Source organism: Peribacillus sp. NPDC046944 (assembly GCF_050272735.1).
In the GTDB taxonomy this organism is placed as follows: domain Bacteria; phylum Bacillota; class Bacilli; order Bacillales; family DSM-1321; genus Peribacillus.
Window position 1 is genome coordinate 107,557 of sequence record NZ_JBNNML010000006.1, and the last position, 25,331, is coordinate 132,887.

At 42.3% G+C, this 25,331-nt stretch carries 30 protein-coding genes; 11 read left to right on the forward strand and 19 right to left on the reverse strand.

Annotation, left to right across the window (positions count from 1 at the left end):
• Positions 1-12: 12 nt before the first annotated feature.
• Together ACQKIC_RS12750 and ACQKIC_RS12755 are read right to left on the reverse strand one after the other, a co-directional pair.
• Positions 13-492, reverse strand: a complete 480-nt coding sequence (locus ACQKIC_RS12750; protein ID WP_402871032.1) for an NUDIX domain-containing protein — start codon at positions 490-492, stop codon at positions 13-15.
• A gap of 118 nt (positions 493-610) precedes the next feature.
• On the reverse strand, positions 611-1,828 hold the full coding sequence (locus ACQKIC_RS12755; protein WP_402871029.1) for an NAD(P)/FAD-dependent oxidoreductase: 1,218 nt from the start codon (positions 1,826-1,828) through the stop codon (positions 611-613).
• Between the two features lie 380 nt (positions 1,829-2,208).
• On the opposite strand from ACQKIC_RS12755, the gene ACQKIC_RS12760 reads away from it, so the two are divergent.
• Together ACQKIC_RS12760 and ACQKIC_RS12765 are read left to right on the forward strand one after the other, a co-directional pair.
• Positions 2,209-3,201, forward strand: coding sequence for an NAD(P)/FAD-dependent oxidoreductase (locus tag ACQKIC_RS12760; RefSeq protein WP_402871026.1), 993 nt, complete (start codon positions 2,209-2,211; stop codon positions 3,199-3,201).
• Positions 3,202-3,373: 172 nt separating this feature from the next.
• Positions 3,374-4,015 carry an SDR family oxidoreductase gene (locus ACQKIC_RS12765; protein WP_427591396.1) on the forward strand — a complete coding sequence of 214 codons (642 nt, stop codon included), beginning with the start codon at positions 3,374-3,376 and terminating at the stop codon, positions 4,013-4,015.
• A 93-nt stretch (positions 4,016-4,108) separates the two neighbouring features.
• Here the strand turns inward: ACQKIC_RS12765 and ACQKIC_RS12770 are convergent, their stop codons facing one another.
• Together ACQKIC_RS12770 and ACQKIC_RS12775 are read right to left on the reverse strand one after the other, a co-directional pair.
• Positions 4,109-4,243 carry a hypothetical protein gene (locus ACQKIC_RS12770; RefSeq protein WP_427650501.1) on the reverse strand — a complete coding sequence of 45 codons (135 nt, stop codon included), beginning with the start codon at positions 4,241-4,243 and terminating at the stop codon, positions 4,109-4,111.
• Positions 4,244-4,626: 383 nt separating this feature from the next.
• Positions 4,627-4,989 carry a HesB/IscA family protein gene (locus ACQKIC_RS12775; RefSeq protein WP_402871018.1) on the reverse strand — a complete coding sequence of 121 codons (363 nt, stop codon included), beginning with the start codon at positions 4,987-4,989 and terminating at the stop codon, positions 4,627-4,629.
• Positions 4,990-5,210: 221 nt separating this feature from the next.
• On the opposite strand from ACQKIC_RS12775, the gene ACQKIC_RS12780 reads away from it, so the two are divergent.
• Positions 5,211-5,918 (forward strand): DUF2225 domain-containing protein, encoded by a 708-nt coding sequence (locus ACQKIC_RS12780; RefSeq protein ID WP_427591504.1) that lies wholly within the window; start codon positions 5,211-5,213, stop codon positions 5,916-5,918.
• Between the two features lie 70 nt (positions 5,919-5,988).
• On the opposite strand, the gene ACQKIC_RS12785 is transcribed toward ACQKIC_RS12780, so the two are convergent.
• Entirely contained in the window at positions 5,989-6,225 is a 237-nt protein-coding gene (locus tag ACQKIC_RS12785; protein ID WP_402871015.1) for a YuzB family protein, read from the reverse strand.
• Between the two features lie 303 nt (positions 6,226-6,528).
• On the opposite strand from ACQKIC_RS12785, the gene ACQKIC_RS12790 reads away from it, so the two are divergent.
• A complete protein-coding gene (locus ACQKIC_RS12790; RefSeq protein ID WP_402871012.1) occupies positions 6,529-7,596 on the forward strand; it encodes an NAD(P)/FAD-dependent oxidoreductase in 1,068 nt (355 codons plus the stop codon).
• A 73-nt stretch (positions 7,597-7,669) separates the two neighbouring features.
• On the opposite strand, the gene ACQKIC_RS12795 is transcribed toward ACQKIC_RS12790, so the two are convergent.
• Positions 7,670-7,996, reverse strand: a complete 327-nt coding sequence (locus ACQKIC_RS12795) for a YuzD family protein (protein WP_402954337.1) — start codon at positions 7,994-7,996, stop codon at positions 7,670-7,672.
• A 154-nt stretch (positions 7,997-8,150) separates the two neighbouring features.
• Here ACQKIC_RS12795 and ACQKIC_RS12800 point away from each other — a divergent pair, with 154 nt between their 5' ends.
• On the forward strand, positions 8,151-8,387 hold the full coding sequence (locus tag ACQKIC_RS12800) for a NifU family protein (RefSeq protein ID WP_402871006.1): 237 nt from the start codon (positions 8,151-8,153) through the stop codon (positions 8,385-8,387).
• Between the two features lie 169 nt (positions 8,388-8,556).
• On the opposite strand, the gene thrB is transcribed toward ACQKIC_RS12800, so the two are convergent.
• From thrB to yutH, 5 genes are all read right to left on the reverse strand, one after another.
• Positions 8,557-9,501 (reverse strand): homoserine kinase, encoded by a 945-nt coding sequence (gene thrB, locus ACQKIC_RS12805; RefSeq protein WP_402871003.1) that lies wholly within the window; start codon positions 9,499-9,501, stop codon positions 8,557-8,559.
• Positions 9,498-10,559, reverse strand: coding sequence for a threonine synthase (gene thrC, locus ACQKIC_RS12810; RefSeq protein WP_402871001.1), 1,062 nt, complete (start codon positions 10,557-10,559; stop codon positions 9,498-9,500). The genes thrB and thrC overlap by 4 nt, the downstream gene beginning before the upstream one ends.
• Positions 10,556-11,854 carry a homoserine dehydrogenase gene (locus ACQKIC_RS12815; RefSeq protein ID WP_402871000.1) on the reverse strand — a complete coding sequence of 433 codons (1,299 nt, stop codon included), beginning with the start codon at positions 11,852-11,854 and terminating at the stop codon, positions 10,556-10,558. The genes thrC and ACQKIC_RS12815 overlap by 4 nt, the downstream gene beginning before the upstream one ends.
• A 177-nt stretch (positions 11,855-12,031) precedes the next feature.
• On the reverse strand, positions 12,032-12,949 hold the full coding sequence (locus ACQKIC_RS12820; RefSeq protein WP_402870997.1) for a L,D-transpeptidase family protein: 918 nt from the start codon (positions 12,947-12,949) through the stop codon (positions 12,032-12,034).
• Positions 12,950-13,068: 119 nt separating this feature from the next.
• Positions 13,069-14,070, reverse strand: coding sequence for a spore coat putative kinase YutH (gene yutH / locus ACQKIC_RS12825; protein WP_427591398.1), 1,002 nt, complete (start codon positions 14,068-14,070; stop codon positions 13,069-13,071).
• 150 nt (positions 14,071-14,220) lie between these two features.
• On the opposite strand from yutH, the gene ACQKIC_RS12830 reads away from it, so the two are divergent.
• Positions 14,221-14,718, forward strand: a complete 498-nt coding sequence (locus ACQKIC_RS12830; protein WP_402870991.1) for a phosphatidylglycerophosphatase A family protein — start codon at positions 14,221-14,223, stop codon at positions 14,716-14,718.
• A 78-nt stretch (positions 14,719-14,796) separates the two neighbouring features.
• On the opposite strand, the gene ACQKIC_RS12835 is transcribed toward ACQKIC_RS12830, so the two are convergent.
• Genes ACQKIC_RS12835 through ACQKIC_RS12845 form a run of 3 tightly spaced genes read right to left on the reverse strand, consistent with a single transcriptional unit; the run spans position 14,797 to position 17,347 of the window.
• Positions 14,797-15,564, reverse strand: a complete 768-nt coding sequence (locus tag ACQKIC_RS12835) for a TIGR01457 family HAD-type hydrolase (RefSeq protein ID WP_402870989.1) — start codon at positions 15,562-15,564, stop codon at positions 14,797-14,799.
• A 24-nt stretch (positions 15,565-15,588) separates the two neighbouring features.
• Positions 15,589-16,026, reverse strand: a complete 438-nt coding sequence (locus ACQKIC_RS12840) for a DUF86 domain-containing protein (protein WP_402870987.1) — start codon at positions 16,024-16,026, stop codon at positions 15,589-15,591.
• 22 nt (positions 16,027-16,048) lie between these two features.
• Positions 16,049-17,347 (reverse strand): EAL domain-containing protein, encoded by a 1,299-nt coding sequence (locus ACQKIC_RS12845; RefSeq protein WP_403123835.1) that lies wholly within the window; start codon positions 17,345-17,347, stop codon positions 16,049-16,051.
• A 229-nt stretch (positions 17,348-17,576) separates the two neighbouring features.
• Between ACQKIC_RS12845 and ACQKIC_RS12850 the strand changes: the two genes are divergently transcribed.
• Positions 17,577-17,843 (forward strand): DUF3055 domain-containing protein, encoded by a 267-nt coding sequence (locus tag ACQKIC_RS12850; protein WP_427591399.1) that lies wholly within the window; start codon positions 17,577-17,579, stop codon positions 17,841-17,843.
• Between the two features lie 66 nt (positions 17,844-17,909).
• Positions 17,910-18,203 carry a cytosolic protein gene (locus ACQKIC_RS12855; RefSeq protein ID WP_402870984.1) on the forward strand — a complete coding sequence of 98 codons (294 nt, stop codon included), beginning with the start codon at positions 17,910-17,912 and terminating at the stop codon, positions 18,201-18,203.
• Positions 18,204-18,244: 41 nt separating this feature from the next.
• On the opposite strand, the gene ACQKIC_RS12860 is transcribed toward ACQKIC_RS12855, so the two are convergent.
• Positions 18,245-18,520, reverse strand: coding sequence for a YutD family protein (locus ACQKIC_RS12860; protein ID WP_230159383.1), 276 nt, complete (start codon positions 18,518-18,520; stop codon positions 18,245-18,247).
• A gap of 123 nt (positions 18,521-18,643) precedes the next feature.
• On the opposite strand from ACQKIC_RS12860, the gene ACQKIC_RS12865 reads away from it, so the two are divergent.
• Complete coding sequence (locus ACQKIC_RS12865) at positions 18,644-19,297, forward strand: YhcN/YlaJ family sporulation lipoprotein (RefSeq protein WP_427591506.1); 654 nt, start codon at positions 18,644-18,646, stop codon at positions 19,295-19,297.
• A gap of 48 nt (positions 19,298-19,345) precedes the next feature.
• Here ACQKIC_RS12865 and lipA read toward each other — a convergent pair whose 3' ends face one another.
• Positions 19,346-20,260, reverse strand: a complete 915-nt coding sequence (gene lipA, locus ACQKIC_RS12870) for a lipoyl synthase (protein ID WP_402870983.1) — start codon at positions 20,258-20,260, stop codon at positions 19,346-19,348.
• Between the two features lie 233 nt (positions 20,261-20,493).
• Here lipA and ACQKIC_RS12875 point away from each other — a divergent pair, with 233 nt between their 5' ends.
• Both ACQKIC_RS12875 and yunB read left to right on the forward strand, forming a co-directional pair.
• Entirely contained in the window at positions 20,494-21,459 is a 966-nt protein-coding gene (locus ACQKIC_RS12875) for a M23 family metallopeptidase (protein ID WP_402955114.1), read from the forward strand.
• A gap of 90 nt (positions 21,460-21,549) precedes the next feature.
• Complete coding sequence (gene yunB / locus ACQKIC_RS12880; protein WP_402954355.1) at positions 21,550-22,308, forward strand: sporulation protein YunB; 759 nt, start codon at positions 21,550-21,552, stop codon at positions 22,306-22,308.
• A gap of 15 nt (positions 22,309-22,323) precedes the next feature.
• Here the strand turns inward: yunB and ACQKIC_RS12885 are convergent, their stop codons facing one another.
• From ACQKIC_RS12885 to ACQKIC_RS12895, 3 genes are all read right to left on the reverse strand, one after another.
• The gene (locus ACQKIC_RS12885) at positions 22,324-23,430 is read right to left on the reverse strand and encodes an HD-GYP domain-containing protein (protein WP_427591400.1); all 1,107 of its coding nucleotides are present in this window, start codon (positions 23,428-23,430) and stop codon (positions 22,324-22,326) included.
• Positions 23,431-23,573: 143 nt separating this feature from the next.
• Positions 23,574-23,876 carry a YunC family protein gene (locus ACQKIC_RS12890; protein WP_402870974.1) on the reverse strand — a complete coding sequence of 101 codons (303 nt, stop codon included), beginning with the start codon at positions 23,874-23,876 and terminating at the stop codon, positions 23,574-23,576.
• 60 nt (positions 23,877-23,936) lie between these two features.
• Positions 23,937-25,322: a bifunctional metallophosphatase/5'-nucleotidase gene (locus tag ACQKIC_RS12895; protein WP_427591401.1), complete on the reverse strand. Its 1,386-nt coding sequence runs from the start codon at positions 25,320-25,322 to the stop codon at positions 23,937-23,939.
• Between the last annotated feature and the right edge of the window lie 9 nt (positions 25,323-25,331).

The following is a 25,331-nucleotide window of genomic DNA, read 5'->3' on the forward strand; positions in this document are numbered from 1 at the left end:
TGCATCATTGTCTTACATAAATAATTTATAAGAGGTATATCCGAAATGATTCCCTGGATTGACTCCGTCGAGCATCGTCTGCATTCTTTCTTTTTTAAAGGATAAAAGATGATTCAATAACACAGACTGCTTGCCTTCCGCAATGAGGGCTTCCGGATCATAGAACTTAGCTTCATATAGCTCGTCCATTTGAGCCGATACATCAAAACTAAGCGGCTTAAGTAAAAACACCAACATATTATCACTTATTTCCCCTTTGATGACTCCACTCCTGACGCCTACCATCCCTTCAATTTCCGTATGAATCCCCGTCTCCTCCAGCACTTCTCTAATGACTGCCTCATCCACCGTTTCATCATTTCGAACGAAGCCGGCAGGGAGGGACCATTGACCTTCCAATCCTCCATACCGTTTATTAACGACAAGCCATTCGCCTTTATCGGAAATCACGAGACCCGATACAGCCAACCAGACATTTTTGCAACGTTCCAATCATTTCACTCCTCATTTCTCTCAATATTTGTATTATAAACCTTTTTTTTCAGTCATACACAATAGAAAAAAGCCATCCCGGAAATTTCTTGAATGGCTCATACCTTTTATTATGAAATTACAGGATGTTGAATTTACCCTTTTTCGCAACCAAATAAGGGCCGCCTATCAATAATAACGCTCTGTTATCCACCATTTTCTTCATGAACGAGGCCGTTTTCCCCGTCACTTTCTTACCAAAAACAACCCCGATTGCATCATGCTCACCAAGTGAACATACCGTCCCTTTGTTTTCGAACGTAAAGGTATCTAGGTCGGTTTGGTTGCGGACCAACTTGGTAATGTTCTTCGCAATGACTTCTCCTTGCTGCATGGCAATCTGTGCGGTAGGGGGATATGGCCGGTTTATTTCTTCATTGATGATCAATGAACAGTCACCCACGATGAAGATATCATCATGACCTGGTGCCCGCATATCGAGGTTCACTTTTATGCGACCACGCATTGCATCGAATCCCGAAGCTTCAATGACGGAATTCCCACGAACTCCAGCTGCCCACACAACGGTCCCTGCCTTGATCTCCTCGGTTTCCTCTTCACCAATTGCCACGATGATTCCTTCAGGGGTAGCTCCCTTGATGGGCGTGCCAATCTTGAATTCCACTCCTTTTTTTTGAAGATATGAAACGGCATAATCCACTAATTCGGGATCGAAACCAGGAAGTACCGCCGGTGCAGCTTCTACACAGTACATGCGGACTTTCTGAGGGTCAATATCATATTCCTTACACAGCACAGGAACACGATTGGCTAACTCCCCAAGGAATTCAATGCCCGTAAACCCAGCTCCACCGACTACGATGGTCAAGCGATTTTCGTCTTTTTCCATTTCCGAGCTATATGTGGCAAATTGCAATTGGATATGATCCCGTATTTTCCGGGCCGAGTTTAAATTGGAAATGGAGAAGGCATATTCCTTTAATCCTGGAATGCCGAATGTTTCTGATTCTGGGCCAAGCCCGACCACTAAGATGTCATACGAAACTTCGCCATTTTCTAGAATGACTTTTTTCTGTTCGGTCTTGATTTCTAAAACGGAGTCTTGAACGAACCTCACTTTACTTTTGTTGATGACATTCTTGATGGGATAGCGCACACGATCATGATGAAGGGTTCCGGCAGACGCCTCATGCAACCAGGTTGTTTCATAATGATAATCATTTTTATTCACTAAGATGATTTCCGCTTCATTTTGTCCCAATGCTTTTTGTAATCGGGTTACGGTCATCAAACCGCCATAACCTGCTCCCAAAATAACGATAGTTGGTTTTTTCAAGTAATCTTCCACCTTTACAGTATTTTTCTTTATCCCGCTTTCCATCTCAATTTCTATGCGATATCCTTAATTTCCATTAAAGAAGGCAATCCTATTCATATGTGATGCCTTTCACTAATTAAAGTTCACGAACAAACCAACAAATTCCATATAATTGAATATTATTCCATTCCCTCTCATTTTTCAAGGAAACCGATTTCCCCTTGATTAATGGAAAATCCGTCTACTTGATGCCGTAACTTTTCATTTCGATGATTAGTATGCCTGATTGCTCGCACGAACTTTCTCATTTTTCAAAAAATTTATCCATCTTCTTTAACTTCAACTATGTTAAAATGAAGAAAGAATTTCAACAAACCTAGTATATCGGAGGGATAGCGTTGGAAGTAAATGAAAAAGTATATGATATTACCATCATTGGTGGTGGACCTGTAGGCTTATTTACCGCATTCTATGGTGGTATGAGACAGGCATCAGTCAAAATCATTGAAAGCCTCCCACAATTGGGTGGACAATTATCCGCTCTTTATCCTGAAAAATACATCTATGATATCGCAGGTTTTCCTAAAGTGCTGGCTCAGGAATTAGTCAATAATTTGAAAGAGCAAATGGCGAAATTCGAACAAACCGTCGTCTTGGAACAATCCGTTCAAGAAGTGGAGAAACAGGCCGATGGCGTCTTCATGTTAACCACGGATAAAGAAGTACATTATTCCAAAACAATTATAATCACTGCCGGAAACGGGGCTTTCCAACCTCGACGCATCGAAATCGAGAATGCTAAACAATATGAGGGTACGAACCTTCATTATTTCATTGATGACCTTAACCGTTTTGCAGGGAAAAAAGTGGTGGTCTTCGGAGGCGGCGATTCCGCAGTGGACTGGGCACTCATGTTAGAGCCTATCGCTGAAAAGGTGAGCATTGTCCATAGAAGGGATAAATTCCGCGCTCACGAACATAGTGTCGAAAATCTAAAAAATTCTAAAGTAGAAATTAAAACCCCTTACATACCTGCAGATTTAATTGGTACGGAAGATCGAATTCAAACAGTCGTCCTTAAGGATACGAATGGAGAAGAAACCGAAACATTGGATGTTGATGCAGTCATCGTCAACTACGGCTTTATCTCCTCTCTTGGTCCCATCAAAGAATGGGGGCTCGATATTCAGAAAAACAACATCTTAGTCAACTCCAGAATGGAAACGAACATCCCCGGAATCTACGCGGCTGGTGACATCGCAACCTACGATGGCAAAGTCAAATTAATTGCCAGCGGCTTTGGCGAAGCCCCTACTGCCGTCAATCATGCGAAGCAATACATTGACCCAAAAGCAAAAGTGCAGCCCATGCACAGCTCTTCCATGTTTTAGCATCCCATCACTCATTGACCGGCTCTTAATTGAGCTGGTTTTTTTTATTCGTTTTATTAACTTGTGGATAACTTCCGGGAAAGCAGTTATCCACAATGTGTTCTAGATGTTTTCGGACTCTTCGATAAAGGGTAATGAATGTAAGAGAAGATAAAGAAAGGAGTTTACATTCATGAATATCTTAATAGCAGGAGCGAATGGAACGACTGGTAAGAAAATCATCGAAGAACTATCAAAAACCCAACAGGATACGGTATATGGAATGATCCGGAAAGAAGAACAAGCACAAGGGATAAAAGACCTTGGCGGACAACCCTTCCTCGCCGATTTAGAGGGAAATGTGGATAAAGCGGTGGATAACATGGACGCCATCGTATTTGCTGCTGGTTCAGGTCCGAAGACAGGACCTGATAAGACCACGGCTGTGGATAAGAACGGAGCAATCAAACTGATTGATGCCGCTAAGAAAAAAGGCGTCGGGCGCTTTGTCATGTTAAGCTCCGTCGGTTCCGATCAGCCCCAACAAGGTCCCGAAGGAATGCAACACTATCTCGAAGCCAAGCATGATGCGGATGAACATTTAAAGGAGAGCGGTCTCACTTATACCATCGTCCGTCCCGTCGCATTGACTAATGACCAAGCGATTGGGAAAATTAAGGCAGATGCAAAAGTCGACCATGTCGATACTTCCATACCACGAGCTGATGTCGCTAAAGTATTGGCCCAAGCCATCTCCGAAAAAAACACCTTCAATAAAACGTTCGAAATTCATAGTGGTGACCAACCGATCAAAGAAGCCTTGAAAACCCTATAAGAATGATGGAAAAAAGGGGGACACTTCAAAATGTGTCTCCCTTTTTCCATAAGAAAACCCTAGGGAGATTTTAGTCTTCCTAGGGTTTCAATATTATTTATCTGTTTGTTTTTGCTTTTTTTTCAAATACTCCGCACGCAGATTTTCAATATGCTGCTTTTTATCAAATTTGGCAGTCGTCTGCTTTTCCTGATATCTTGTCACAGCTGCCTGGCCTTTGTAATCCAATTGATATTTTCCCACTATGTTCACCTACTTTTCCTGTCTTTAAAGAGAATCTATTCAATAAATATATCATACCTTATTTTTGTGAAGTAAACCTTATTACTTTATTTGTGTCCTGCTAACCTTCCATATATACGGTTCGTGCACACACGTAATACTAACATAGCAAGGGACTTTATGCTTTAATCGACAAAAGACGACGAATCCACATAAGCATTTCATTATCATTTTAGAATGCTCGCTTCTACGTGTTTATTGGATAAGTCTTTTATCCTGACATAAAAAGACGCCTCCCAACGTATCGTTACATACGTCAAGAAGCGCCAGATATAAACGTTGATATCGAATTAACTAAACGCTAACGATCACTGACCGTCAACCAACCATTAACAGTTCTCCGGCGTACCTTTTTCGGTAGCCGTCCTGAAGGAAGATCCACAACCGCATGACGCGATGGCATTAGGATTTTCAATCGTAAATCCTCCACCCATCATCGTTTGTTTATAATCGATGACCGTTCCATTCAATATGCTGGCATCCTCTTTGTCCACAAGGATATGGATCCCAAATTGCTCCAACTTCTCATCCTTCTCGCCAGGTTCCTGTTCCAACCCCATGCCATAGGATAATCCACTGCAGCCTCCGCCTTTTACAGCCACTCTTAAAAACGATCCCTCTTCTTCGTTTTGCTTCATCATTTCTTTTATCTGAAAAGCAGCTGCTTCCGTAATCTGAACAACTTCACTCATTATAAACCGCTCCCTCTCCTAAAGATGTGAGATAGAATCTTTCTTTACTTATAGTATATACCAAAGAAATTCCCCTGCTCAATTTTCCAGCTTGAAAAAAATTAAATGTTCCAGATCATTATCCCCCCACATTTCATGAAAAAACTAGATTAAATCGTGATTTATGGGTATAATTACCTGTGTAATTAGTCTTATAAGATTTTATAAAGGAGGTAATCTCTATCGAAGAATTACAGCCTCTATATGATAAAAGTATAGAATGTCTTCATTGTAAACAAACATCAACCACTAAGAAAATACGTTCACGCTTTATTAAAGTATCCCGTTATGACACTGATTTTTGTCCTATATATGAAAACCCGGACGCTAACGCCCTTTACTATTATATTCACGTTTGTCGACACTGCGGTTTTTCCTATTCTGAAGATTTCTCACGATATTTCCCACCTACCACAAAAGAAGTCATCGAAGAGAAAATCTGTTCTAAATGGAATCCCCATCATTTCAGTGATGTACGTTCCGTTGAAGATGCAATCAAAACCTATAAACTGGCCAGTTATTGCGGTTCCTTGAAAAAGGAGAAACATATCATCCTGGCCGGTATTCATTTACGGATTGCCTGGCTGTATAGATTTCAAAATAAACAGGAGCAGGAAAATAGGTTCCTACGACTTGCTCTTCAGGAATATGAAGCATCTTATTCATCAGGGGACTTCAGCGGCACGCAAGTATCGGAAGTCAGGATTTTATACCTTGCCGGCGATATATCCAAAAGAATCGGAAATACACAGGCAGCCATTAAATTTCTTTCCATGGTACTTGAAAGGCAAAAACACGCCAGGGAATCGTCCATTATCCAAATGGCCAGAGACCGGTGGCATGAAATCAAGGAAGAATCGGAAATGGGTGGTATCGCGGCAAATGCCTGAGGAAATGTATCCTCCACCAAAAAGGAGGCGGCCCAACATGTTATTCGGCTGCCTCCTTTATTTATGTCGATTAAAACATTTGATATTCATCAATAAATTTATATATATTTTTCACAAGTTCATCCGTTGTATCCCCAGAAACTACTTCACCATTAACAAGGGCATACAAAGAACTGGAACATTTCCCACAATATCCTAGGCAACCATATTCAATAATATCTAAATTAGGATCCTTCTCTAATCTTTCGAAAGCTTCCTGTGCCCCACTGGCCAGATTGCTTACACAGAACTCAATGATTGGATACATCGTTTCACCTCGCTGTCATTAACAGTTTATCCTAAACCTTTTCACATTAACAGTCAATAAATACGCACAAAAATACGCCGTTTTTAAGATATCGGTTGTGATTTACAGTTATATTCGTTATACTTTTGTCGGGGTATGTAAACAAGAAATCATATAATATTTTTATTATTCTACAAATTAGGCATATATTTATTCACATAATTCCATAGGATACAAATGGGGAATCCTATAGTAGGATAATTTATTTTCACAAGTGAAATACTTAACATTATTTCTAGAGATCAAACAAAGGGGAAAAAACATATGAAGAATTTAGTCATACTTGGTGGTGGGTATGGTGGTATGCGCATGTTACAAAGATTGCTGCCTAATCAGCTTCCTGAAAACGTGAGCATCACACTAATCGACCGCAATCCTTATCACTGCTTAAAAACCGAATATTATGCACTAGCAGCAGGTACTATTCCTGATCAGCACATCCGTGTTGCATTTCCAGAACACCCTCGCTTAAAGAACGTATACGGAGAAGTTCTTTCCATTGATATGGAGAACAAACAAGTCATTATCGAGAACCAAGAGCCCGTTGCTTACGACGATTTAGTTATCGGCCTTGGATGTGAAGATAAATATCACAATATTCCTGGTGCTGATACACACACATATAGCATCCAAACCATCGATAAATCACGTCGCACTTATTCAGCTTTGAATAATTTGGGCGCTGGTGCAACCGTATCAATCGTTGGCGGAGGCCTTAGCGGTGTCGAGTTAGCCAGTGAATTAATTGAAAGTCGTTCTGATTTGAACGTAAAGCTTTTCGACCGTGGACCACATATTCTATCTGCTTTCCCAGAAAGACTAAGTACGTTTGTCGAATCATGGTTTGATAAACATACCATCGAAATCGTTCATCATTCTAATATCACTAAAGTTGAACCTAACCTGCTTTATAATGGGGATGAAGCGGTTCATAGTGATGTTATTGTCTGGACAGCCGGCATACAACCAAGCAAGATCATTCGTGACATGGATATCGAAAAAGACCGTCAAGGAAGAGCCGTTCTTACACCACAGCATTTCCTTCCTACCAATGACAGCATTTTTGTAGTCGGCGACTGCGCTAGTTTGCCACATGCACCGAGTGCTCAATTAGCGGAATCTCAAGCCGAACAGATTGTTCAAGTTCTCTTGAAAAAATGGGCCAATGAACCACTTCCTGAAAGTTTCCCTCCCGTAAAATTAAAAGGGACATTAGGTTCTCTTGGGAAGAAACAAGGTTTTGGACTTGTCGCTAACCGTCCTATCACAGGAAGAGTGGCACGCCTAATGAAATCCGGAATACTTTGGATGTATAAATACCATAACGGTTAATCTAAAATTTCATGAACCTATTCTTGAACTGACTCAAAAAGCTGCTATAAAGCTTCCTCCTGGGTCAGTTTTTTCATTTCCCTTTATATCCGTAGTTCTCCATTAATTCCACAATTTTTTTCAGGTGAACGTTCCCTTCGGCCACAATCTCATCTTCAATGAGGACAAGTGGATAAAATAAATCTTCTTCGACCATCTTCGCCGCCATGTTTTTTTGCCTATCAACATCAGGCGGATTCAACATATCAATATAAGTAATGGAAAATGGTTGCTCTGGAAACTTTCGTGTCAATGCGGCTTGAAGCCATTCATATGTATCCTTCGAAGAGGGAAGATTAACACAACTCGCACATATTTGCGTCGCCCCATATACCTCTATTTCAATTTTTTTCTTTATCATCTGTTACCTCCACCATGTATTTTCTCTGTGCTTTTTGGAATCTTTTCCCTATTAATGACAGATTCGAAAAGAATAGATTTAATTTCCGCAAAGTTACAGTTGGATTTTTTACTATGTTCGCATTATAATATGATTAGGAAAGGAGTCGATTGCAATGTCTGACCAACAAATGGAAACACAAGTTCAAGATGTTCTAGATAAACTTCGTCCGTTTCTACTTCGTGATGGCGGTGACTGTGAACTAGTTGACGTAGAAGATGGAATTGTAAAATTACGATTACTAGGAGCATGCGGAAGCTGCCCAAGTTCGACCATTACTCTAAAAGCTGGGATTGAGCGCGCACTTCTTGAAGAAGTTCCCGGGGTAGTGGAAGTTGAGCAAGTTTTCTAATTAGCCTTTAATAACGGGTTGAGCATTCAACCATATTAGATACAACACATACAGACTAAATATATTTAGTCTGCTATAGAAATAAAGCTGACTCCGCTTTATCAGTCCTATCAATCCTTGATTGATACGGCTTAAAGGGAATCAGCTTTTTTACTGTTGCAATGAACATCTATGATTTATTAAAGCTCCATTCCTTCTTCTCTTCCTCTGATAGGATCGCCGTCTGGCTTCCATCATTGTCGACCCTCAGCTCTTTCACCTGAAAGTCAGGAAATGCTTCCTTCAAACTTCTTAGCAGTTGTGCTGTTTTTTCGCCAGACACTAGGCTGAGGACGGTCGGACCTGCTCCACTTAGAGCGGCACCATAGCCGCCTTCCCGACGTACAATTTCTTCGATTTCCGCTAAATGCGGCACTAAGCCAGCGCGATAGGGTTGATGAAACCGATCTTTCTGCATCATTTGACCGACAAGATCCCAGTTATTCGTCAAGATTCCCGCAAGTAGCACATTAGCTGCCGCACTTCCGCTTATTGCTTCTTTATACGGAAGTGTTTCGGGAAGGACATTCCTTGAATCCTCCGTAAGCAATTCAAAGTTAGGGATCACGGCAATGACGTTTACCCCTTCTATCGGAAATGAAAGAACATCCGTTTTTTCATCCGTATGCATACCGACGACCAACCCACCATGAACAGAGGCCCCTGCATTGTCCGGGTGTCCCTCAAAAGTAGAGGCATGTCTGTTTTTTTCCTCAGCGGATAAGTTCAGTTTAGCGACTAGATTCGCTAATTCAATCCCGGCTACGATGGCTGAAGCACTGCTTCCAAGTCCCCTGGCAAGCGGGATTTCACTAGAAACGGAAATCCGGCACGGTGACAGGTCTTTCCCATAATATGCCGCCGTTTTCTTTGCGATTTGAATGATGTAATTCGTGTCATCTTTCGGGAAAACGGACATTTCCTCAGAAAGCGGAATGACTTCCCAATGATTCGATAGGGATCCGTGTATCTCCAAGTACAATCCAAGGGCAAGACCGATTGAATCGAACCCGGGCCCAAGATTAGCCGTACTTGCTGGCACACGGATCAAAAACATCTCCGATTCCGCACTCATGCCTGGTTCACACCTTGTAAATGTTCTAAAATGATTTTTTCATCCATTGGTAGTAATGTCGGATGAATCGTGCTTGTATCGACAGCCACGTTCGGATCCTTCAATCCATTTCCAGTAAGGACAGCCACAACTTTGCTTCCTTTTTTGATTTCGCCGCTTTTTAATTGTTTATACACGCCGGCAATGGAAGCACATGATGCCGGTTCAGCAAATACGCCTTCCTTTTTAGCCAGGAAGTGATAGGCTTCAAGGATTTCCTCATCCGTTACCTCATCAATTTTACCATTTGATTCACTTGCCGCTTCCACAGCAAACTTCCAGCTGGCAGGATTACCAATTCGTATCGCGGTTGCGATCGTTTCAGGGTTTTCAATGACCGCATCACGGACAATCGCTGCTGCCCCTTCGGCTTCGAACCCTCTCATTTCAGGTAGCCCTGTCTGTTTTCCTTCATTGTACTCCTTAAACCCTTTCCAGTACGCGGTGATATTCCCCGCATTCCCGACTGGCAATGCCAAAATATCAGGCGCAGATCCAAGCGCATCACAAATTTCGAACGCAGCCGTCTTCTGACCTTCAATCCGATATGGGTTAACTGAGTTTACTAGAGTGATAGGTGAATGTTCGCTAAGGGACCGGACGATCTTTAAAGCTTGGTCGAAATTGCCTTCAATCGAAATGATCTCTGCTCCATACATAACCGCTTGAGCCAATTTACCCATGGCAATCTTTCCTTCTGGAATGACAACAATGCAACGGATATTGGCACGCGCCGCATAAGCAGCAGCCGCAGCTGATGTATTCCCCGTGGATGCACAGATGATCGTATCACTTCCAGCCTCGATCGCTTTGGCAACAGCCATGACCATTCCACGGTCCTTAAATGATCCCGTTGGATTGGCTCCTTCGTATTTTACATGGAGCTCAATTCCCCACTCTTCTGATAAACGGTCCAATTTAATCAAAGGTGTATTTCCTTCTAAAAGGGATAATGCCGGTGTATCTTCATTTACAGGTAAAAATTCTCTATATTCGCTAATTAGTCCTTGCCAACTCATTTGTTGTCCTCTCCTTCTACACGGTATGTGCTTTTCACTTCTTTTACCATATTGTAATCATTCAATTCGTATTTAATTTGATCGAAAGCCGCCATTGGGGCTTTATGGGTAACCAATACAATTTCCGAGGACTCTTTTTCATCCAGCGGCAATTGTAGGATCTTATCGAAACCGACCCCATGCTCCGCGAATAAATTCGTGATCCTAGCTAGGACACCCACTTCATCCTGTACATGGAGTCGAATGAAGAACTTAGCCAGAATCTCCGTATGATCTTTTAATTGTTTCGGGTATTGAGGAGAAACGGCACTTCTCCCGTTCACGCCCAATCTCATATTCTTGATGACCGTTACCATATCCGAAACGACAGCCGTTGCTGTTGGCAGGCTACCTGCCCCAGGGCCGTAAAACATCGTTTCCCCCACTGCTTCACCATAAACGTACACTGCATTATACTCATTGTTTACAGAAGCTAGTGGATGTTCCTCCGGAAGCAAAGTCGGCTGCACGCTAACTTCGACCCTATCCCCCGTTCTAGTCGCTACGCCAATCAGCTTCATGGTATAGCCAAGCTTTTGGCTGTATCTCAGATCCTCTTCGGTTATTTCTGTGATTCCCTGCACTTCGACATCATGCAAGCCGATATTCATGGAAAAACCGAGAGTCGATAGGATAGCCATTTTCCGTGCGGCATCCAGTCCACCTACATCCGCGGTCGGATCGGACTCGGCAAAACCCAGTTCCTGAGCTTCTTTCAGCACGTCTTCATAAGCCCTTCCTTCTTTGCTCATCTTCGTTAGGATGAAATTTGTCGTTCCATTAACGATCCCCATCATTTTTGTGATCCGGTCCGAAGATAGCCCATCAACTAAACCGCGCAATATCGGGATGCCCCCGGCCACGCTTGCTTCATAGAATAAATCACATTGGTTTTCCGTGGCTAACTCCAAAAGTTCCGGACCATACAGGGCCATCAGGTCCTTATTGGCCGTTACGATATTTTTTTTATTTTTCAAGGCTTTGATTAAGTATTCACGCGTTTCTTCAATTCCGCCCATCACTTCAATAACTAAATCGATTTCAGGGTTTGAAAGAATATCCTCCGGATTGGAAGTTAGCATACTGTTATCCACCGATACGAGTCGTTCCTTTGACGTATCTTTGACCAGTATCTTCTTAATGGTGATTGAGCAACCTACTTGGTGCATGAGCTTGTCTTGATGTCTCTCAATGATTTGTACGACTCCGGACCCGACAGTGCCCAGCCCCAATAATCCGATCGAGATGGCTTTCATTTTGGTTCCCCCTTAAAGTATCTGTTTTCCCCAAGAAAACATTTGTATTTGTATAGTAGACATTATATGTTTTATTCGTTCAATTATCAATAGTTAGAATATACAGTTTTTAATTCTTTTTCGAAGTCCTTGCTAGGTATGACAGGAAAAACCGACGTTTAAGGGCGAACCTCGTATTTATTTCACAGAGTTCAACGAATCATACGTCCCCATGATTATGTGCGGATTCTTCTCGGGATCCATCCACTTCAGCAAGCTAAGGACATTCTTCTCGGAAGTAGCTGTACAACCCGCTGTTGGCTTGTTTTCCCCTCTCCATATATGAAGGAAGATTGCACTGCCCTTTCCCTTGATGATCGGATTCCTATTATAATTGATGACGGCTCCATATTTATAAAGTTCATGGTTCATCCTTTCGAAAGATTTCCATTTCTCATACGGATTCTTTCCTTTATACGTGACCCACTTGTTATAGTCCTTGGACGCCGGATCATCGATCCAATAATCATACTTGGTTGTTTTCCGGTAATCCATCTTCACTTTATCTGGCTTGGATGTGCTTCCAAAGGCCGTTCCGAAAGAATACATCCCGACAGGTGCTTTCCCGTCGCCCTCTTTCTTATTCTTCGTGAATCCATTCTTCCCGGTAACGCCCTTCATATCGCCTAAGGCTCGCCGCCATTCACCCTTCTTCTTCTCATAGGTTCGGATTGTCACCTTCATCCCACCCATGGTTTTGCCTGTGGCGGCTACGAGTTGGCTGATATCTTTCCGCTTATCCAATTTCTTGAGGATGGTCTTCTCGCCTGAGCTAAATACTTCCCTGGCATTTTTCATGGCAATAAAACCAGTATGGTTGGAATGGCAAACCTTATACCAATTACGCGTCTTCCCAATGACCGATAACTCTTTATTTTTCCGATATGTCTCTACTGTTTTACTGTCCGTCGATGCCGACTCTTTCAAATCCGTTGTCGTTTTAAGTACAATTTTGAACTGCGTCGCATCACAGCTGGTTTTGATTGTTGTCTTGGCAGAAACCGCAGCTGGAAAAACGAATAGGACAATCAATAAAGCCAGCATTGCATGTTTCATTGCATGCATCCTTTCTCCACTTGAACAAGTTTTGAAACCACTTATCGAACTATTCTAAAAAATCATATTATTATCATAACATAGTAAATGAGGTGGTATCATATTTCTTCCAGTTTTTTTTAAATCCAATCAATCTTCGGAAGGTTAAAGTGGTTAACTGGAATTTCGGCCAAATCGTAAAACTGCTTGAGAAACGTCTCATACTTCTCCGATGTATTCGTGATGGAGGACAGCTTATCTTCCAATTCATTCGATCTTGCTTCTGATACTTTTGAGAAATACTCTTCAACTGCCTCAAAGTAATGAATGGGAAACAGCATTCTTGAATACATTAAGCGTGCCGAGAAACTGGAGAATGGTTCAATGCCTTGATATTCACGAAAAAAGGTGGTGATGCCCCGTTGATGCGTATGCACATTTTGAAAATAATGCTCCCTCACCCATTCCGCGGCATCCCGTGTCCCATGGTCAAATACCCAATCAAACGGATTCTTCATCCACTTATTGTTCTTCCAGGTATCATTTAAAAACCGCTCATAACACACCGTACCGCTGTCGATAGGTTGTGGTGTATCATCGATTTCCGTGTCGACTAAATATTGAATCGCATTCTCACCTAGTACCATATAATAGGGAAAGGTTTCTACAAACATTTTTTCGAATGGGTTATCCGGATGGGCTTTTAATTTGTCCCTCCAAATGTTCTCCAGCTGATCGATTCTTTGCTCCCAAAGTTCTTTCCATTGGCCAATCCGTGAACAGGATCGAATCGTCTCCGTTATGGCTCTTCCACGTTGGTGGAACCTTGCTATGTGACGTCCCGGATTGAAATTTTTCGGCCCTTCCAAGTCCTCATTGGCAAGGAGGATAAATAATTGGTCCTCCGCTTCCGAAACAAAACTGCCGTGATTGGCAAGGACGAACGCTGAAACATGACGATCTCCTAGGGCAATCATGTGCTCAGCCATTCTATGGCGCTCTGCCAATTCCTCTTGTTCCCTGTCTTCTAATGGCACGATGCTGTAAATGAAAGGCCCGGAACGAAAGCTAGGAAACCGGCTATTGGCTTCCTCCCGCTCCACCTCGATTCCGTAATTATTAAAAATGATTTCTTCTATCATAGCGTTTTCCTCCCTTATCAAATGGATACAAACAAATTGGGCATCATATACTTATATATATGAGGAATACGCTCTTTTCTGAATAACTATCGATACCGAAAATTCACGCATGAAAAATTTATCCTATAACTATGGAGATTGGATGATGAAATGACTAATATAAAACAATCAATGTCTGAACAAACAGCTCGAAAATGGCTTGGTGAACGAGGAGTGAAAGTGGAGGATATCGCAGAGCTGGTCATGTATCTACAATCAAGCTACCATGAAGACTTGCAAATGGCAGACTGCCTCCACAATGTTGAACGGGTCATTTCGAAACGCGAAGTGCAGAATGCGATCCTTACCGGCATCCAACTGGATATGTTAGCCGAAAAAAAACTGCTTGAAGAACCCCTTCAAAGCATCATTGAGATCGATGAAGGACTATATGGCGTGGATGAAATATTGGCTTTATCCATAGTCAATGTATACGGGTCGATTGGCTTCACCAATTATGGATTTATCGACAAGCAAAAACCGGGTATCCTAAAATATTTAAACGATAAAAGCACCGGCAAGGTCCATACCTTCTTGGATGATATCGTCGGTGCCATAGCCGCTGCTGCATCCAGCCGGCTCGCACACAGGGTCGAAAACGTGGAATGACGCCATAATGGAAAGCGGGGAGCACGTAGGTTAAAACAAAAAAGATCCAGGTCTGCATCTGCAAACCTGGATCCTTTTTTATTCAAACTCCCATAAATCAAGGGTATCCACCACATAAGTCGGTTGTTTTTCGTATTCCTTTAACCGTTCCTTTGTCGTGACGCCCGTATGTACAAGTAAGGTATCAATTCCAGCATTCAGCCCTGCCAAAATATCCGTATCGTAATTATCGCCGACCATGATTGTCTGTTCTTTAGGCACGCCCAATACCCTAAGGGCCTGCTCGACGATGACTGATTCCGGTTTACCGATGAAGATCGGTTGAACCTGCGTAGAAACGGAGACAACGGAAGTCAACGCCCCGTTCCCTGGTAAAAGACCCTGCTCAGTAGGTATGGCGATGTCGCCATTCGTCGAAATGAAAACGGCTCCATTTCTGACGGCAAGGCATGCTTTGGATAGCTTTTCATAATTCACGCCACGATCAATGCCCATGACCAGGAAATCAGGATGTTCATCAACAAGTTTCATACCCTTTTCTCTCAACGCCTCGGTAATGCCTTCTTCACCCACGACATAGACGGACGCATTTTCCTTTTGTTCAGCAATGTAGTTTGCCGTCGCCATGCTTGTCGTGAATACCTGGGCATCGTCAGTCGCAATTCCGATACTGCGCAGCTTTTGGGCCACTTGCTCAGGTGTCCTGGATGAATTATTGGTCACGAATAAATAAGGTATGTCCCTTTTTCTTAACTCATTTATAAAACCGGCCGCTTCCGCTATTTGCTCGGTGCCACGGTACATTGTGCCATCTAAGTCAATTAAATATCCTTTATACGCCTTCATGCACATTCCCCCTATTTAACCAAATTAGTTTTTGAATGCTGAAACTGGGCCCAATTCGTTTAATAAATAGTTCCTTATTAACTCAGGGAATTGCTTGAATGCTTCAATGTTTTCCTTGAAAACGGTTAGGAGCACTGTATGATCCACTTCAATGAAGTCCTGAACGAGCATCTTTCTTAATGGCAATGCCTTTTTAAATTGTAAGGAAATCGGTTCGGTAATGACCTTTTCGTCTAGCAGGATATCGACAATATCTTCATAGCTACCTGGGTCACGCATAATGAAACCATCGATCATGGCATTCCCCGCATCCAATACGGAATCAATGGAGGTTTGAATGATTCTCTCGACACTATGTTCCATAAGTTTCCCGTTCCAGCTTTCCTGTCCTTCAAAAAGCTCCAATTGTTTTTCCAGATACTCTAAAATCCGTCCGATTTTTTGTCGGTCTACAAAGTACATACTCCCAGATCCTTTCTGATTCTTAAGATGATATAGAAATTTTATCTACAGTTGAAGGTCTAGCGTAGTAATACCCCTGCGCCAAATCAACCCTATTCCTTGATAATACCATAGCTTCTCCTATACTCTCAATTCCTTCTGCCACGACAACGGATCCTGTCTCCTTGGCAATCAGTAAAAGTCCTTTTAACATCGTTTCTTTCACGGCATTATGATCGATATTCTCGATGACCGATCGATCGATTTTTATGATCTCCGGCATGATTTCTATGATCGCATAGAGACTTGAGTAACCAACTCCCGTATCATCCACCGCTAGACGGAACCCCAATTCACGTAACCCTCTAATGCTTTCAATGAATTCTTCAATATTTAAAATCGGGTCTCTTTCGGTAATTTCCATGACGATCTGATTAGCATGCACACCTTTGTATTTCTTGAGCATATCCTTTACTTCATTTACGAACCGGGGATCACTGAGCGTTACCGGGGTGAAATTGATAAACACATTCTGGGGGGACTCATTCTCGGAAATCTGTCTGAAGGACTTTTCCAAAACGATTTTCTCCAAATCATATAACCGCCCCGTCTGCCTGGCCACTGCGAAAAGCGCCAATGGGTTCTCGAGCTCTGTACCACGCGGGCCACGGGTCAGCACTTCATATGCCTTGATTTGATTGGTCGCCACATCAAAAATGGGTTGTGCCAGTAAGTTAATATTCCCATTCTCGATAATTTGATTAATCGATTCCCGCATTTCATTCATCGGTGATTCAGCTTCTGCCATGGTGACCGCTTGCCTATGCGCTTTATCAAGGGCTCCCTCAATCGAATAATGCTTATGCTCCACGAACATGTATCCTGTGTTTAAAGTGACCGGTTGTTCAGGGTTAACACTAAGCAACCTTTCTTTCACTTCCCTGGAAATGGAACGGATTAATTCATCCATATAGATCAATGATTTCGACGACCCTTTTATGTTCATTAAGAGAGTAATGCCGTCTGAATAATAGTCATGTATCGTCAATAGGTTTTCTTCCCGTACTTTATCTATTACAACCTTTTTAAATGCCTGTTTCAAACTGGTAATGAACTGGGGAAGTTCTTCGTGCTGGCCCTTTTCTTTAAGTTCGAGCAATTCTTTTACGTTAAAAACTATGACTGCCACTTCATAATCATGGGAAATAGCCGCTTCCACCGCGCGAACCACTGGCTTTCTTAGGGCGAACTGTGGCGGGTAGAACCGAAGTTTGGCTGATGAGGAAAATACCTTGAACCATTTTCCTAGTAATATATACCCTTTACCCTTTAACGATGTCATAGAATCTTCCTCTATTCCGGGTTATTTTTCCTATATTCTAACATAAATAGGGATTTTTTTAGCTTAAAACAGAAAAATTTTGTCGTTTCATCAGAAACTTCATACTAAATACTCATTTCTTGAAGAAACGGCAACTTGGCAGGCGACAAAAATGTCTGTTTCCCTATGGCAGCCGTTTTGTTATGATGATGGTACTACCAATTGCAGGCAAGGGGAAAGGTGTGATACTGTGGAAGATCGTTTTTATTTATACAATGATTTAGTTGATACGAAAACCAGGTTCATTAGTTTTATGGGAGAGGAATCCAGATATGATTTTGCCATTACGATGACCGACCGTTTTTATGGAAAAAAACTTGTGCTGAATATGCAGAGCAATCGTTTTGCCATTATCGGGACGGATGATTTGGAAGAGGAAGGCTATCTTGAACATGCATTTTCACTGACAGAAGCTGAAGCGGAGGAACTTACCCACTTTTTAATGGAAATCATCTAAGTGCGCCGTTTTTTCTTAAAAGAGGGTAACCTACTGAATGTATGGAGTACATGAGGAGGGATTGCCTTGGATAAAAAAGAGGAAACATACCACGATTTTTCAACCGTGCAAAAACAACAGGACTTTCTAATTCCAGAAGAGTTTCCAGAGGGACCGTTCGGATCGCCCATAAATCAGGATGCTCCCGTTGAGAATAAAACCACGCCGTGGCTGGAAGGACAACGTTATCAGAGTGCATTCAATTATGAAAATAAATCGCTTCATGAAAACCTACAGCGGAAGTATCCCGGTGCTCATCCTACCCATGATGACCCGGAAAAACATATTCAACCTCCATATAAAGGATACGGAAACTCGTGATCGAGAGAAATGAAAAAGGCCAGAATCCATTCTGGCTCTTTTTACTTTTTGATTTTCTTTACGACGAAATACGGGCAACCAAAATTACAGTATTCATATAGATATTCACTGAGCGTGCTAATTTTCGTGTCAAAGGTGGCTTTCTGATTAGTGTCGTCGAAAAAACCGCGGAGTCTCAATTGACCGTAACCCCAATCCCCGACAATATAATCATACTTCGTTAATATCTCACTGTATCTTGCTTTAAATGCTTCTTCATTATAGCCTTCTCTTTCGTCTTCAATGATTTCATACGTCAGGTTATTGATGTTGATCATACGTTTCACCTCTTTAAAATGCATTCCTTCTTTAAATTATAACTGATTCCCCATTAATTACTAAGCGAAAAATCAAGAAATATGTTCACCCTATTAGACAAGGGGGTGTTTCCGTTGAAAAAAATGATCCTAACGGTAGGTTTAAGCTCAATTATTGCTCTAACGGGCTGCTCGGGCAATCAAGATCAAAGCAACGGTTTGATGAATAATGACAGGGGTGCAGGTGACCCACAAAATGTAAATAACCCGTCGAAGTATTATGACGAGGATAATCGAAATCAAGACACCAATCGTGACGATTTCGGCTTTACCCGTACGAATAAAACGACCGTTGATGGAGGAAACATCGACAATAAAACGGCCTCCATCGATCGCGAACAGCTAGCTGATATGATTTCAACACTAAGCGTTCAGCTACCAAATGTCAATGACGTCGCTACACTCGTCACGGATGAGGAAGTACTAGTCGTTTATGATACGGATTCAAAAAACCGGACTGAAACGGCTGACCAGGTGAAACGTACTGCCATGGGCGTCGTCCCCCGTTACTATCATGTATATGTAAGTGACGACCAAACACACGCACAGGATATCGAGAATTTCGCCACACTGGGTTCTGGCAGTCAAGGAATGGATTATACAATTGAACAAACCATCAAAAATATGCTCAAGTCCCCTCAAGGCTACAAGATGAGTAATGTAGAAAATGAAAATGGCGAAATGATGAATGACAAAAGAGATCGTCATGATAACATTCGTCAAAAGACCATGGATTAACTAGCATGAACCGAAGAAAGGACCGAATAAGAATCGGTCCTTTCCTTTTTATTTCAGTAACTCTTCACCTTTACTATGTTTATGCTTGGCCGCAGCATTCACCTGTTCATCTGCATGGTAGGAAGAACGGACGAGCGGGCCGGATTCACAATGGCTGAACCCCTTTTCCAAAGCCCTTTCCTTTAATTCCGCAAACTCTTCCGGTGTATAGTATTTCAACACCCTTAAATGCTTTTTCGTCGGTTGTAAATACTGGCCGATCGTCATGATATCCACATGATGTGCTCTAAGGTCATCCATGGTTTCAAGGATTTCTTCACGCGTCTCCCCTAGCCCTACCATTAAACTGGATTTTGTTGGTATTTCCGGCTGTAATTCTTTTGCCCTTTTTAATAGCTCCAATGATCGCTCATATTTCGCTTTAGCCCGTACTTTATCGGAAAGGCTTCTTACCGTCTCGATATTATGGTTCAGGATATCAGGCTTAGCATCCATCAACATCTTAATATTGTCGTATTCGCCACCCATGTCAGAAGGTAGGACTTCAATGGATGTAAACGGATTCTTACGCCGGATCGCCCGGACTGTTTCAGCAAAAACAGCGGCGCCCCCATCCTTTAAATCATCACGGGCCACGGCCGTAATCACCACATGCTTTAGATTCATTAACACGACGGAATCCGCTACACGTTCAGGTTCGGCCCAATCCAATTCATTGGGAAGGCCTGTCTGGACTGCACAAAACCGGCAAGCCCTCGTGCAAATTTCACCTAAAATCATGAATGTGGCTGTCCGTCTAACCGCCCAGCATTCATGTATATTCGGACATTTTGCCTCTTCACAAACGGTATGAAGATTTTTTTCCCTCATCATATTTTTCAGACCCATATAATTTTCATTTGTATTTAATTTAATTTTCAGCCAGTCTGGTTTACGAAGAATTTCTTTATTAGTAGTAGACAAGAAAGTCACTCCATTCTGAGAAATTATGACACCCTACTTTAACAATAATAACGCAAATATACAAGTTATAGGAGGTTTACCATTATTTATTTTTCATGTTTAAAGCTAAATCAGTAAAACTATAGAAGAAGCAGAAAGAAAAGCATTTAGCTCGATGTCCAGCTACACGAAAGGATGAATACGAATTGTCTACGAAAGGAGCTGCCTCTTTGAAAAAGGGATTACTTTTCTTCATCGCCTGTTTGTTTTGTTTGAATACCCATATTCCATCAGTATCGGCAGCCGAAACCCCGGATCCCTATCAAGGGAGGATGGAACTATATAAAAACATGGAGGCCACCTTGCAGATTCCTTGGTATTACCTTGCAGGAGCCGACCAATACGAACATAGCCTGCGACTTTCCCGGAACGATTTGGAACCGGCCAAGGGCCTGATAGGGATCCACATGGAGCCTTCGAGGTGGAGAGGGGCCCTCAATCCTAACCTCACCGACTCAAACCCGCTTTCCATCTCTTTCTTCGATGGATTGGGGCAGGATGGCAACGGGGACGGAAAAGCGGAACTGGAAAACGACACCGACCGTTTATATGCCTTTGCCAAGCATCTCCTGTATTACGGCACAGATGAAGATAATATCCGGATTGGACTATTTGATTATTATAAAAGGGACAAGACAGTCAGCATCATCATTGGCCACGCCCATATCTATAAAAAGTATGGCAGGCTAGATTTACAGGAAAAAGCCTTCCCTGTACCCGTACGGACTCATTATACGTATTTAAATACATGGGGGAGTGCTCGAGGATGGGGAGGCCGAAGGATTCATGAAGGAACGGATATATTCGCGGACTATAGCCTTCCCGTCCGTTCTACGTGTTATGGGATCATTGAAATGAAGGGGTGGAATAAATATGGAGGGTGGCGGATTGGCATACGTGACCTAAACAATACGTACCATTACTTCGCCCATTTAAGCGGTTTTTCTGAAGGTTTGAAGGTGGGACAAATCGTCGAGCCTGGTCAGGTCATCGGCGGTGTGGGCAGTACGGGTTACGGACCGCCCGGGACATCCGGAAAATTCCCGCCTCATCTCCATTATGGGATGTATAAAGATAATGGAATCACCGAGTGGAGTTTTGATCCCTATCCTTATTTGAAAATGTGGGAACGAAAGGATTTAGCAAAAAAAACAAGATGAGCGGCGTTGGGTTCCTCCGCTGCTTTTTGTTATATAACGAACATAAACCCCCGAACTTTATGCATAAGTATTAGTAAAGGGGGCTAAAGTGTGTTTCGAAAAAGATTCCGCCCAAAAAAGTTCCGCAAAAAAGGACCTCTTCCTACCAGAAAGGTTTTTCTTTATTCATTCATCCTTTTTATCCTATCAAGCATCCTGACGCTTCGTTACGTTGATAAGGAAATTGAACCGGTCATCATGAAAGTGGCAGAAAATGAAATCAAGCGGATTGCAACCGAGACCATTCACGAAGCTGTTGATGACAATATCTCTAAAGTCGATATGGAAAAGATCATCGTCACCAACAAAAATGACGATGCCAACCCCTCCTACAGCTTTAACCCTGGGATCTATAATGAATTACGTTCCAACATCACAAAGGATATTCAAAATAATCTCGGAATTAAAAAGGGAAATCCCTTCAACAAAAAGGAACCAGCCAAACTTAATGATGAACAATATAAAACAGTGGTGTATTATGTCCCCTTAGGGGTGGTAACCGGAAATAGCCTTCTTTCCAATTATGGACCCAAGATTCCCGTGAAAATGTCCGTCATCGGGAATGTCCAGTCGGATTTAAAAACCAAACTCACAAACGCCGGCATCAATAATGTGTATTACGAAATGGCCGTCGATTTCAATGTCAATATCCAGATTGTCATCCCCTCATTCACAAAAGAAACCAAAGTCAGCCAGGAAGTGAAGGTTGGCAGCATTTTGATGCAGGGGGATGTCCCAAGTTATTATAGCAACGGAAGCGGCACGGTCGCTCCTGCCATCATGAAGGACGAGAAGGAAGATAAGAAGTAAAAAACAGCTTGCCCTTTATAAGGTTAAGCTGTTTTCTTGTATATTCAGGCACTCCTTTATCAGCAAATGGAGGTCTGTCCGTAAATCCACCTCATATGGATGCACTACTTTATTGTTAGGTTCCTCAAGGATACGTACAACGGGTCGATCCCCTATTCCCTCGTTTTGGGAAGAGACGATTCCTTTTCTCCCATCATTCAGTTCCACAGTTAATCCGTTAGGATAAATGGCCACCGCCCGGCGAAAAGCCTCGATTATCTGTTTGTCGAACTTTTTCCCTGCACCTGCATATAAGATTTCCAAGCCCTCATGGGGAAGCATCGCCTTGCGGTAAACGCGATTAGATGTAACCGCATCGAATACATCGGCGACCGCAATGATTTTACCGTAATAATGAATTTCGTCCCCCTTGACCCCACGGGGATATCCAGACCCATCCAGCCTTTCATGGTGTTGATAGGCGCAATTCGCGACGATGAGTGAAACCGTATATACGTTTTTAATTAAATGAAATCCATACTCGGGATGCTTTTGAATTTGCTCAAACTCTTCCTCGGTTAGCTTACCCGGCTTTCTCAAGATATCCACTGGTACAAGCATCTTGCCGACATCGTGTAGAATGGCGCCCAGCCCAAGAACTTCTAACTGTTTTTTTTCTAGCCTCAATTCCATACCTAAAGCAAGTGTGTATAGCGTCACATTAAAGGAATGAGTAAAAATATAATCATCATATGTATAGACGTCAGCCAGTAAAGTCAGCAATTCGTTGCTGTTTTTCAACTCTTCCATGATACTTCGTACGAGATGGGTGAATTTCAACGCGGCCTTCTCGATGGTAAATGCACTATTCACCTTGACGCCATTTTTGATTTCCAGAAAAGTGGCTTCTATCGTTTGAAGGGCCTCTCGCCTTAGTTCCCCAGAAATCGGTGGCTTTGGCATGATGTCATCCGTTCTAGAATCTTGAATATAAACAAAGGGAATATTAAGGGCAACCAATCGATTGATCATTTTTTGTGTCAATGTTAGCCCCTCGCTCAAAAGGATGGTGCCCTGCTCATTATAGATGTTCATACCGAGCCGCTCTCCCGGATTAAGCGACGCTGTAATGGATAGCCTCATACTAATACTCCGTTTCAGATTCAAAATTTTAAATAGTTCCTTATAGAAAATATCGGCTATATTTGTGGAAATTCAACCTGAAACCTATTTATTTTTTTCAATTAAAAATAAGGCCCCCTCTATTTAAAGGAAAGCCTTTATAATTAAATCATTTTCATTAATGCCTTCCTTCCAATCATTCCCCGGTAAATACCCTTTTCTTCAGCCTCCCACGTTACGGTTTCGAGAGGTGCATCCAGTAACTCTTCTATCGTTTTAACGCCTATAGCCCTTCCTGCAAGGATTTTCCGGTCCTTTAACGTTTCATTCAAAAGACCGACGTCTAATGCTCCGCACATGATATATCCCTTTTCGGATGCTACGGCAAGCAAATTGGTTTTGGGCAGTTGGACGGAGATGGCTAAGAATGTTTTGCTATCGATCATTATTGGCATCATGTTAATCAATTGGTTTCGCCCCCTCTTTCTCATATATTATGAAAAAGAGGGGGAAACCGTGATATATACCTAGTTGTCGGGATACATTTTTTTCAACTTCCATAAAAGGATATCACGTAAAAATTCTGGCATTAAGTACTCCTTTTGTTTGGAGCGCTGAATGCTTGGGAAGAAGTGCCCGAACGTAAACATATCTGGTAGGGCCAGTTTATAGGTTTGATCCGGTTGAATCTTTGTACCTTTCACGCTGATTTCTTTAATGATTCCGTTTTTCGTCCGTTTAAATTCTATATGATCATAGTGCATGACTCCCATGATCTTTCCTCGGAATCCGAAGCCCTTCACCTGGATATGGGGCCACTCCTCATTTCGGGAAAGCATGAGGATTTCCTTCAATTCCCGGCCATTCACTTCAACGATGCACGGATTGATCGGATGGGGACATATTTGGTGAATATCCCCTTTGGAGACGGGACCTTGTGGCAAGCCTTCCAATAACAGCCCAGCATTCACAAAGGAACAGTCCGCTTCGCTCCACTCTCGTAACGCTTCACCTAGAATCTTCGTAAGCGGCGACACTTTAAACCAATCATTCTCCAAAGGTTCAGGTAAGGATAGGACAACTTGTTTGAGAGCATCCCTCCCGACTTGGTTCATCTCTTCAATCCAGCTCCGCTCGCCCTCCAATTCGGGAAGGTCGTTGGTATCGTAGAGCATGGCCGTCTTCTTGATTACTTCTTTTTTGTCATTAAGGGTCAATTCCACTTGACCAATATAAAACCCATATTTTCCCGCACCACAAAGTAATGCTTGGTTGACGAGTTTTCCTTGATGAAGAATATGATGGGTGTGAGCACCAAGAATGATATCTATTTCCGGAAAGTCTTCTGCCATTCTTTCGTCATCATGTATTCCCAGATGAGAAAGAACGATCACTACATCCGCCATTTCCTTGATCTTTTCTATCTGTTTTTGTAACTCCGCAAATGGATCGGCAATATGCCAATCCAATGCACGATAAAACTTTTGGAAAAAGGCGGTCAGCCCGATCATGCCAAGCTTTGTACCTTTTTCCGTGGTATGTATCCAGTAAGGAAGCGCCCATTGGGGCCTAGTATCGTTCAGGTAATAGATATTCGCTGCCAATACCTTGAAATGAGCTTTATTATACAAAGTATCCAACGCTTCATGAGGCAATGTAATGCCTTCGTTATTGCCGATCGTTACATATTGATAACCCGCTTCGTTCAGAAGGTCAATATTCCCCTTACCCATCGTACCTTCTGAGAATGGGTGCCAGCGGTCGACATGGTCTCCTATATCTAGTATGACCGCTTCCTCTCCCGTTTCTTGATGAAGTTGTCTTCTTTCTTTAAGAAACTTATCAATACGAGGCCAATTTTCAAAATGACTGTGAAAATCATTGGTGTGATATAGATGTATGATTTCTGACATCATTTTTCC

Coding starts and splice junctions, on each gene's coding strand:
- ACQKIC_RS12765 (WP_427591396.1), top strand. CDS start 3,374: ATGAATATCTTAATAGCAGGAGCGAATGGAACGACTGGTAAGAAAATC.
- ACQKIC_RS12775 (WP_402871018.1), bottom strand. CDS start 4,989: ATGAGTGAAGTTGTTCAGATTACGGAAGCAGCTGCTTTTCAGATAAAA.
- ACQKIC_RS12785 (WP_402871015.1), bottom strand. CDS start 6,225: ATGTATCCAATCATTGAGTTCTGTGTAAGCAATCTGGCCAGTGGGGCA.
- ACQKIC_RS12790 (WP_402871012.1), top strand. CDS start 6,529: ATGAAGAATTTAGTCATACTTGGTGGTGGGTATGGTGGTATGCGCATG.
- ACQKIC_RS12795 (WP_402954337.1), bottom strand. CDS start 7,996: ATGATAAAGAAAAAAATTGAAATAGAGGTATATGGGGCGACGCAAATA.
- ACQKIC_RS12800 (WP_402871006.1), top strand. CDS start 8,151: ATGTCTGACCAACAAATGGAAACACAAGTTCAAGATGTTCTAGATAAA.
- thrB (WP_402871003.1), bottom strand. CDS start 9,501: ATGAGTGCGGAATCGGAGATGTTTTTGATCCGTGTGCCAGCAAGTACG.
- thrC (WP_402871001.1), bottom strand. CDS start 10,559: ATGAGTTGGCAAGGACTAATTAGCGAATATAGAGAATTTTTACCTGTA.
- ACQKIC_RS12815 (WP_402871000.1), bottom strand. CDS start 11,854: ATGAAAGCCATCTCGATCGGATTATTGGGGCTGGGCACTGTCGGGTCC.
- ACQKIC_RS12820 (WP_402870997.1), bottom strand. CDS start 12,949: ATGAAACATGCAATGCTGGCTTTATTGATTGTCCTATTCGTTTTTCCA.
- yutH (WP_427591398.1), bottom strand. CDS start 14,070: ATGATAGAAGAAATCATTTTTAATAATTACGGAATCGAGGTGGAGCGG.
- ACQKIC_RS12830 (WP_402870991.1), top strand. CDS start 14,221: ATGACTAATATAAAACAATCAATGTCTGAACAAACAGCTCGAAAATGG.
- ACQKIC_RS12835 (WP_402870989.1), bottom strand. CDS start 15,564: ATGAAGGCGTATAAAGGATATTTAATTGACTTAGATGGCACAATGTAC.
- ACQKIC_RS12840 (WP_402870987.1), bottom strand. CDS start 16,026: ATGTACTTTGTAGACCGACAAAAAATCGGACGGATTTTAGAGTATCTG.
- ACQKIC_RS12845 (WP_403123835.1), bottom strand. CDS start 17,347: ATGACATCGTTAAAGGGTAAAGGGTATATATTACTAGGAAAATGGTTC.
- ACQKIC_RS12860 (WP_230159383.1), bottom strand. CDS start 18,520: ATGATCAACATCAATAACCTGACGTATGAAATCATTGAAGACGAAAGA.
- ACQKIC_RS12865 (WP_427591506.1), top strand. CDS start 18,644: ATGATCCTAACGGTAGGTTTAAGCTCAATTATTGCTCTAACGGGCTGC.
- ACQKIC_RS12885 (WP_427591400.1), bottom strand. CDS start 23,430: ATGAGGCTATCCATTACAGCGTCGCTTAATCCGGGAGAGCGGCTCGGT.
- ACQKIC_RS12895 (WP_427591401.1), bottom strand. CDS start 25,322: ATGTCAGAAATCATACATCTATATCACACCAATGATTTTCACAGTCAT.